This window comes from Mesorhizobium sp. M5C.F.Ca.IN.020.29.1.1 (assembly GCF_003997375.1).
In the GTDB taxonomy this organism is placed as follows: Bacteria; Pseudomonadota; Alphaproteobacteria; order Rhizobiales; family Rhizobiaceae; genus Mesorhizobium; species Mesorhizobium wenxiniae.
This window is the reverse complement of sequence record NZ_RZSW01000307.1, coordinates 1-7443: the sequence shown is the minus strand read 5'-3', so window position 1 is coordinate 7443 and position 7443 is coordinate 1. Positions and strand designations below refer to the sequence as shown.

Sequence of the window (7443 nt, the reverse complement as noted above, 5' to 3'; positions counted from 1 at the left end):
CAGATAGCTTTCGATCGGCCCCATATCCCGGGTCAGATGCGGCCCGCGCCCGACCTGGTAGCTTTCGTCGGCCTTGAAGCGATGCAGCGAGTATTTGTCCTCCTCGGCCCAGATCGCAACGGTTTTGAGGCCGAGTTCGTTGGCCGCGCGGAAGACGCGGATGGCAATTTCGGAGCGATTGGCGACAAGGATCTTCGAAATGGCCAAGGACAAGGCTCCGGACGCTGACGGGAAGGGAACTGGCGCCATGATTAACGCGAAAATGCTGCAGTGCAAACAAAATCGAAGGAAGCAATTAAACCGATTTAGTTTGATCTGACACATTGCGAGTCCGTCCGGACGACGCCCCGCAGTCCCGATCCAGGCTTTCGGGAAACTCCTATGAAAAATGCCCGGCGCGAGGCGCCGGGCACTTCATGTAGCAACGTCCGGTTATTTGCCGGGTGCGTTCTCGACATAGGTGTACTTGCCGTCGTCGCCCTTCTTCCAGGTGTACATGACGTAATCCGGACGGGTGATGTCGCCTTTCGCATCATATCCGATCTCGCCGATCGTGGTCTTCCAAGGGCCGGCCGACTTGATGGTCTCAGCTACCTTCTGAGCGTCATCGGCTGAACCGGTCTTGGCGATGGCGGCCGCGATGATTTCCATCGCCGCGTAGGAGTAGAGGGTATAGGCCTCAGGCTCGAAGCCGGCCGCGCGGAACTTCTCGACGAGCTCCTTGGCGTTCGGATTCTTGCGCGGATCCGGAGCGAACGTCATCAGCGTGCCGTCGACGGCGTCGCCGGCGATAGAGGCCAATTCGTTTGACACGATGCCGTCGCCGGACATGAAGGTTGCCTTGAGGCCCTGGTCGGCGAGCTGGCGTATGATCAGGCCGGCTTCGGTGTGCAGGCCGCCATAGTAGACGACGGAGACGCCCGCGTCCTTCATCTTGGCGATGAGGGCCGAGAAATCCTTGTCGCCGACATTGATGCCTTCATACATGGCCTCGGTCACGCCATTGGCTGCAAGCGCCTTCTTGGTTTCGTCGGCGAGGCCTTGGCCATAAGGCGTCTTGTCATGGATGACAGCGATCTTGGCATCCTTGAAGTTCGCGGCGAGATAGTCGCCAGCAACCTTGCCCTGCTGATCGTCGCGTCCGCAGGTGCGGAAGGTGTTCCACATGCCGCGTTCGGTGAACTTCGGATTGGTCGCAGCCGGGGTGATCTCGAGGATACCGTTCTCGGCATAGACTTCCGACGCCGGGATCGAAACGCCCGAGTTGAAGTGGCCGACCACGTACTTGACGCCGTCGGCGACGAACTTGTTGGCGACCGAGATGCCCTGCTTCGGATCGGAGACGTCGTCGCCGACCGTGAGCTTGACCTGCTCGCCGTTGATGCCGCCGGCCGCATTGATGTCGGCGACAGCCTGTTCGGCGCCCTTTTGCAGCTGCGCGCCGAAGGCGGCGTTCGGACCGGTGATCGGACCGGCAACGCCGACCAGGATGTCAGCCCACGCGCTTCCGCTGAACGCGACGAGCGCGGTCAGGGCGACGGCGGACAAAAGTGATTTTCTCATGTAAAACGCTCCCATTTACAGAGTGGGCGTGGATGATGCTTTCATGCGATGCCCACTTTTACTCGCAGAAAACGTACTTTGCCGATTTTCAGGCACTTGTCACGCCGATTCATCCCCGGAATGGCGTTAATGGTGAACGTCAACCTTTTGGTTTCCAGCTCAAAAGCGATGCTCTTTCGTAGAGCCAGTTATACTGTGTCACCATCTGGTTGGTACGCGTGTATTGATAGCCGATGAAGCCCAATATCATCAGGACAATGGTGTCGACGATGTAGTACTGCAGCGAGAACATCGTGCCGTCGAACAGTGCGTGATGGATGAACCTTACGGCGATGCCGAGGCCGAGCATGTAAGCGAACAATTGGACGAAGCTGCGCCATGTTTGGGCGCAGGCCTTGCCTGTCATCCATGCCGCCCAGCCGCCAAGTAGGCAGGTGACAAAGAAGAACTGCCAGACCGAGGGTTCCTCATAGAGAATGCCCTGCATGATGAAGACTCCTGAACTCAGTGATGGCCGCCTTCGAGATAGGCGGCGCGCACGTCCGGATCGGCGAGCAACTCCTTGCCGGTGCCGCTCATCGTCACATTGCCGTTGACCATGACATAGCCGCGCGTGGCGAGTTTCAGCGCGCCGAAGGCGTTCTGCTCGACCAGGAACACGGTCAGCCCCTGCGTGCGGTTCAACTCGCGGATGGCGTCGAATATCTGCTTGACGACCAGCGGCGCTAGGCCCAGCGACGGCTCGTCGAGCAGGAGCAGCTTCGGCCGCGCCATCAGCGCACGTCCGATCGACAGCATCTGCTGCTCGCCGCCCGACAGCGTGCCGCCGCGTTGGGCAATGCGTTCCTTCAGGCGCGGAAACAGCGTGAACACCTTCTCGACATCCTCGTCGTAATGCTGGAGGTTGTCGAGGCTGGCGCCCATCTGCAGGTTTTCCATCACCGTCATGCGCGGGAAGATGCGCCGTCCCTCCGGCGACTGGGCGATTCGCATGCGCGCGATCTCATGGGTCGGCAATTGGGTGATGTCGATGCCGGCGAAGGTGATGGTGCCCGCCCGCGCCCGTGGAGCACCAAAAATGGTCATCATCAGCGTCGACTTGCCGGCGCCGTTAGCGCCGATCAGCGCCACGATCTCGCCCTGCTTAACGGTGACATCGACGCCGTTCAGCGCCCTGATGTTGCCGTAGTAGGTCTGGACGCCCTTGATATCGAGCAGCGTCGTGCCGGCCATTATTTACGCCCTCCGCGCCGTTTGGAGACGCCTGGTGTATTCGGCTTTACCTGAGCCTTGGTGGCCGGCTTTGCCGCTGAGGATTTGGCCGCAGAGGGTTGCTTGGCTGCCGCCGGGGAGGCTGCCGCGGCGCTCGACCTCGCGTCGACCTGCCCGGCTTTCGAGGCGCCCTTCGACACCGTGACCCGTTCGCCCTCGCTGTGCCCGACCGTGTCGGTCACAGGTCCGGCGAGATACGAAGATGATGTGCCCGGGCCGTGCGCCGAATCCGGACCCGTGTCCAGTTGCTCGATGACGTCTTCGTCGCCGACCTCGGTCAGCACCGTCTCGACGTCCTCGTCTTCGACCCCGAGATAGGCGGCAATGACACGCGGGTCGGTGCGTACCGCATGCGGACTGCCATCCGAGATCTTGCGCCCGTATTCGAGCACCACGACATGGTCGGAAATCTGCATGACCACCGCCATGTCGTGCTCGATCAGCAGGATCGAGGTGCCGGTGTTGTCCTTGATATCCATCAGAAGCGCGTTGAGCGCCATCGATTCCTTCGGATTGAGTCCGGCCGCCGGTTCGTCGAGGCAGAGCAGCTCCGGACCCGTGCACATCGCCCGCGCGATCTCCAGGCGCCGTTGCGCGCCGTAGGGCAGGTCGCCGGCCGGATCGTCGGCTCGATCGACGAGGTCGGCCTTTTCCAGCCAGTGCCTGGCGAGGTCGATCGACTCGGCCGACGCCGTCCGGTAGCCGCTGAAGCCGAACAGGCCGAGGACGGTGTAGCCGGAAGCCTTCATCAGCTTGTTGTGCTGCGCCACCAGCAGGTTCTCGAGCAGCGTCATGCCCGAGAACAGACGAATGTTCTGGAAGGTGCGCGCCACCTTGGCGCGCGCCGGAATCTCGTGGTTCGGCAGGCGTTCGAGCAAGAAGCTCGAGCCGTCGCGCCGGCTGAGCGTGATCATGCCTTCCGACGGCTTATAGAAGCCGGTGATGCAGTTGAACACGGTGGTCTTGCCGGCACCGTTCGGCCCGATCAGCGCGGTGATCTCGCCGCGCCTGGCCTGAAAGGACAGGTCGCCGATGGCAACAAGACCGCCGAACTTCATCGACAGATGCTCGACCTGCAGGATGGCATCGTTCATGGATGGGCTCGCATCGCTCATCAGCCGTGGCCCTCCTTGGTGAAGGAGCCGGATACGGCCCTGCGCTCCTTGAGAAAGGCTGTCGGTTCACGACTGCCGACGAAGCCGCGCGGCTTCCAAACCATGACAATGACCATGGCTATGCCGAATAGCAGCATGCGGTAGAGTTCCGGAGTGAAATCTGGACCGAAGACCTGCTTCAGGAAATCGAGTTCGCGCAGCGCCTCGGTGCCGCCGATCATCACCATGGCGGCGACAGCAATGCCGACCAGCGAACCCATGCCGCCAAGCACGACGATGGCGAGGATGATCGCTGATTCCAGGAAGATGAAGGATTCAGGGCTGACGAAGCCTTGCCGCGCGGCGAAGAACGAGCCGGCGAAGCCGCCGAACATCGCGCCGGTGGCAAAGGCGGTGAGCTTGGTGGTGGTGGTGTTGATGCCGAGCGAGCGGCAGGCGATCTCGTCCTCGCGCAGCGCTTCCCAGGCGCGACCGACGGGCATGCGCCTAAGCCTTATGGTGACGAAGGCGGTCAGCAGGCAGAGTCCCAGGATCAGGTAGTAGAGGAAAATCTTGTAGTAGGCGCTCGACGTGGCGATGTCGAAAACCTTGGCGATATAGTTCGGATCCGAGACATTGAACGTCATCAGGCCGAAAAAGGTGACCTTGGGGATGCCGGAGATACCGGCCGAGCCGTTGGTAACCTCACGCCAATTGATCAGCACGAGACGAATGATCTCGCCGAAGGCCAGCGTCACGATCGCCAGATAGTCGCCACGCAGGCGTAGCACCGGAAAACCCAGCAGCACGCCCCAGAAGGCAGCCATGGCGCCGGCGGCAGGCAGCAGGATCCAGAACGACAGGCCGTATTGCGTGCCGAGCAGCGCATAGGCATAGGCACCGACAGCGTAGAAGGCGACATAACCAAGGTCGAGCAGGCCGGCGAGGCCAACGACGATGTTCAACCCCCAGGCCAGCATCACGTAGATCAGGATCTGGATGCCGAAATTGTCGACCCATTTCAGAGAACCCTGGAACCCGGCGGCCACCGATCCTCCGTACAAAGCAAGCACCAGCACGACAATGACCGGGTAGAGCGCCAGTGCGGTTATGCCCAGCGCCGAAAAATGGGCATGGATGAAGGTTCGGAAATAAAACAGCACAGAGGCGAGGGCGTAGATGATCGCCAGCGCCCTCAGGAACCGTGCATAACCGGCCAGACCGGGTCCCAGCAATCCGTCAAGGGAGCCGGCAAGGAAAACCAGCACGGCCACTGTGGCGATGGCAGCGATGAAATAGGGCAGGCGGAAGAACCGCGTCGCCATGCTCTCCGGCAGCAGGCCGGTGGCGACGTCGACGATCTGCTGATTTGCCAGGAAGGGCTGTCCGTAGGCGACGTAGAGAAAACGGCCGGCCATGGTTATCACAACCACGATGGCGAGCAAGCCCCAGCGCTGCACCAGGATCAGTTCGTTGGAGATGTTCTGGTCGGTCTTCAGGCCGATGAACAGCACGAACAGGCCGAGCGCGATGGCGCCGGCATAGAGCGCTTCGCGGGTGGCGCGCTGCATGGGGGTGGCGACGATGTCGCGCTCCGGAGATGCGGTGACCGCCATTGTCTCAGACCTTTTCGACTTCTGGCCGGCCGAGAATGCCGGAAGGCAGGAAGATCAGCACGATCGCCAGGATGGAGAAGGCAGCGACGTCCTTGTAATCGATCGAGAAATAAGCCGACCACATGCTTTCGATGAAGCCGATCATCAGCCCGCCGAGCACGGCGCCGGGCAACGAGCCGATGCCGCCGAGCACCGCGGCAGTAAATGCCTTCACACCGGGCGTAAAGCCATCGGAAAACACCACCACACCGTAATACATCAAGAACAACGTGCCGGCGACGGCGGCAAGGCCGGCGCCCATGATGAAGGTGATCGAGATGGTGCGATCGACGTCGATGCCGAGCAGTGCGGCCATCTTGCGGTCCTGCTCGCACGCCCTTTGGGCTCGACCAAGCGAGGTCTTGTTGACCAGGTACCAGAACAGCGCCAGCAGGACTATGGTGACCAGGACGATGATGATCTGCTTCAGCGACACGCTGATGCCTTCGATGTTGTAGACCTTGGACACCATCGGCGGGACCGGCTTGTTGCGCGGCCCTTGCGTCACCTGGACGAAATTGGACAGCGCAATCGACATACCGATCGCGGTGATCAGCGGCGCCAGCCGGAACGAACCGCGCAAAGGCCGGTAGGCCACCTTCTCGATCGTCCAATTGTACATGCTGGTCAACAGCATTGCGACGATCATCATGACCAGGAGCGCGATCACCAACGGTACCGAATAGAACAACGCGCCGAGGATAAGGAAAACGATGAGGGCGGCGAAAGCGCCGATCATGAAGATGTCGCCATGGGCGAAATTGATCATGCCGATGATGCCGTACACCATCGTATAGCCGATCGCTATCAGTCCATAGATCGATCCCAGCGTCAGCCCATTGATAAGCTGCTGGACAAAATACTGCATGCTGTCGCGGCTCCCCTGGAATGTCGCCCATGCAGACGCATTCCTTTTCGTATTTCCCCTAGTCGTAAAGTTTCGAGCCCGGATTGCAACGTCATTTTTTAATCGGCATGCGTGATTTTGAAGCACGCAATCGGATTGCCCGTTCTTCCCTTCCCGGCCTCTGGACTATCGCGGACCCTATCATTGGCATAACGCAATGTCTTTGGCGATTCGTCGTCAAAATGCACGCCGTTTCGAAGGAATCGCCGTCAAAATAAGTTGATGAGCGGGATCGTTGCGCCGCGTGAGCGATTGATCTTTGCGTTCCCTTTCATTTCCCCTGCGTCAGGATACTCTCTAATTGACGACGAATCCGTGCGCGAACGGATCGCGATCGTCGATGAAGATCGTGTTCAATCCGGTCATGCGCGCCCAGCCGCCGATTGAGGGAATGATCGCCGGCTTATCCGCCACCGTGACTTCCTTCTCGACCCTGCCTTTGAACAGCGAGCCGATGATCGATTCGTGGACGAAATCGTCGCCAGTCCTAAGCTTGCCCTTGGCGTGAAGCTGCGCCATCCGCGCCGAGGTGCCGGTGCCGCAAGGCGAGCGGTCGATCGCCTTGTCGCCGTAGAAGACGGCGTTGCGCGCATCCGCCTGGCTGTCGGTCGGCGCACCCGTCCACAGCATATGCGAAAGCCGGTCGATGCAGGGATTCTCGGGATGCACGAAGGCGTACTTCTCGTTGAGCCGCTGCCGCACTACCGGGCCCCAGGCGATGAGGTCGCCGGCGGAATGGTCGGCCATGTCGCGATAGTTCTTCTGCGGCTCGACGATGGCGTAGAAATTGCCGCCATAGGCGACGTCGACGATAATCTCGCCGAGCTGCGGACATTCCACCGTCAGTCCCTCGGCATGGAGGAAGGACGGCACGTTGGTGATTCGCACCTCCTCGATATATTCGCCGACCTGTTTGTATTCAGCGGTGACCAGGCCAGCCGGTGTGTCCAGC

At 60.6% G+C, this 7443-nt stretch carries 7 protein-coding genes and 2 pseudogenes; all 9 read right to left on the bottom strand.

From position 1 onward, the window contains the following. The coding region (locus EOA85_RS22195; protein WP_164759799.1) for a biotin carboxylase N-terminal domain-containing protein at positions 1 to 207 on the bottom strand (207 nt) is incomplete at its 3' end. Positions 208 to 432: 225 nt separating this feature from the next. Continuing rightward, positions 433 to 1563: a branched-chain amino acid ABC transporter substrate-binding protein gene (locus EOA85_RS22190; RefSeq protein WP_029348955.1), complete on the bottom strand. Its 1131-nt coding sequence runs from the start codon at positions 1561 to 1563 to the stop codon at positions 433 to 435. A gap of 139 nt (positions 1564 to 1702) precedes the next feature. After that, positions 1703 to 2050 (bottom strand): DUF6867 family protein, encoded by a 348-nt coding sequence (locus EOA85_RS22185; RefSeq protein WP_065011221.1) that lies wholly within the window; start codon positions 2048 to 2050, stop codon positions 1703 to 1705. 17 nt (positions 2051 to 2067) lie between these two features. Next, a complete protein-coding gene (locus EOA85_RS22180; protein WP_065011220.1) occupies positions 2068 to 2796 on the bottom strand; it encodes an ABC transporter ATP-binding protein in 729 nt (242 codons plus the stop codon). Then, positions 2796 to 3950 (bottom strand): ABC transporter ATP-binding protein, encoded by a 1155-nt coding sequence (locus EOA85_RS22175; RefSeq protein WP_095518020.1) that lies wholly within the window; start codon positions 3948 to 3950, stop codon positions 2796 to 2798. Before EOA85_RS22175 ends, EOA85_RS22180 begins: the two co-directional genes overlap by 1 nt. Beyond that, positions 3950 to 5059: pseudogene (livM, locus tag EOA85_RS22170) on the bottom strand (high-affinity branched-chain amino acid ABC transporter permease LivM); the annotation flags it as partial. The gene EOA85_RS22175 and the pseudogene livM, both read right to left, overlap by 1 nt. Before the next feature lie 159 nt (positions 5060 to 5218). Beyond that, a pseudogene (locus EOA85_RS40135) lies at positions 5219 to 5500 on the bottom strand (DUF3382 domain-containing protein); the annotation flags it as partial. Positions 5501 to 5549: 49 nt separating this feature from the next. Beyond that, complete coding sequence (locus EOA85_RS22165) at positions 5550 to 6452, bottom strand: branched-chain amino acid ABC transporter permease (protein WP_127211179.1); 903 nt, start codon at positions 6450 to 6452, stop codon at positions 5550 to 5552. A 336-nt stretch (positions 6453 to 6788) separates the two neighbouring features. After that, positions 6789 to 7443 (bottom strand): proline racemase family protein (locus EOA85_RS22160; RefSeq protein WP_206523347.1); only part of this gene is annotated, 655 nt, incomplete at its 5' end.

Excerpts from the sequence above, each read along its gene's own strand:
- EOA85_RS22190 (WP_029348955.1), bottom strand. The coding sequence starts at position 1,563 with ATGAGAAAATCACTTTTGTCCGCCGTCGCCCTGACCGCGCTCGTCGCG.
- EOA85_RS22185 (WP_065011221.1), bottom strand. The coding sequence starts at position 2,050 with ATGCAGGGCATTCTCTATGAGGAACCCTCGGTCTGGCAGTTCTTCTTT.
- EOA85_RS22180 (WP_065011220.1), bottom strand. The coding sequence starts at position 2,796 with ATGGCCGGCACGACGCTGCTCGATATCAAGGGCGTCCAGACCTACTAC.
- EOA85_RS22175 (WP_095518020.1), bottom strand. The coding sequence starts at position 3,950 with ATGAGCGATGCGAGCCCATCCATGAACGATGCCATCCTGCAGGTCGAG.
- EOA85_RS22165 (WP_127211179.1), bottom strand. The coding sequence starts at position 6,452 with ATGCAGTATTTTGTCCAGCAGCTTATCAATGGGCTGACGCTGGGATCG.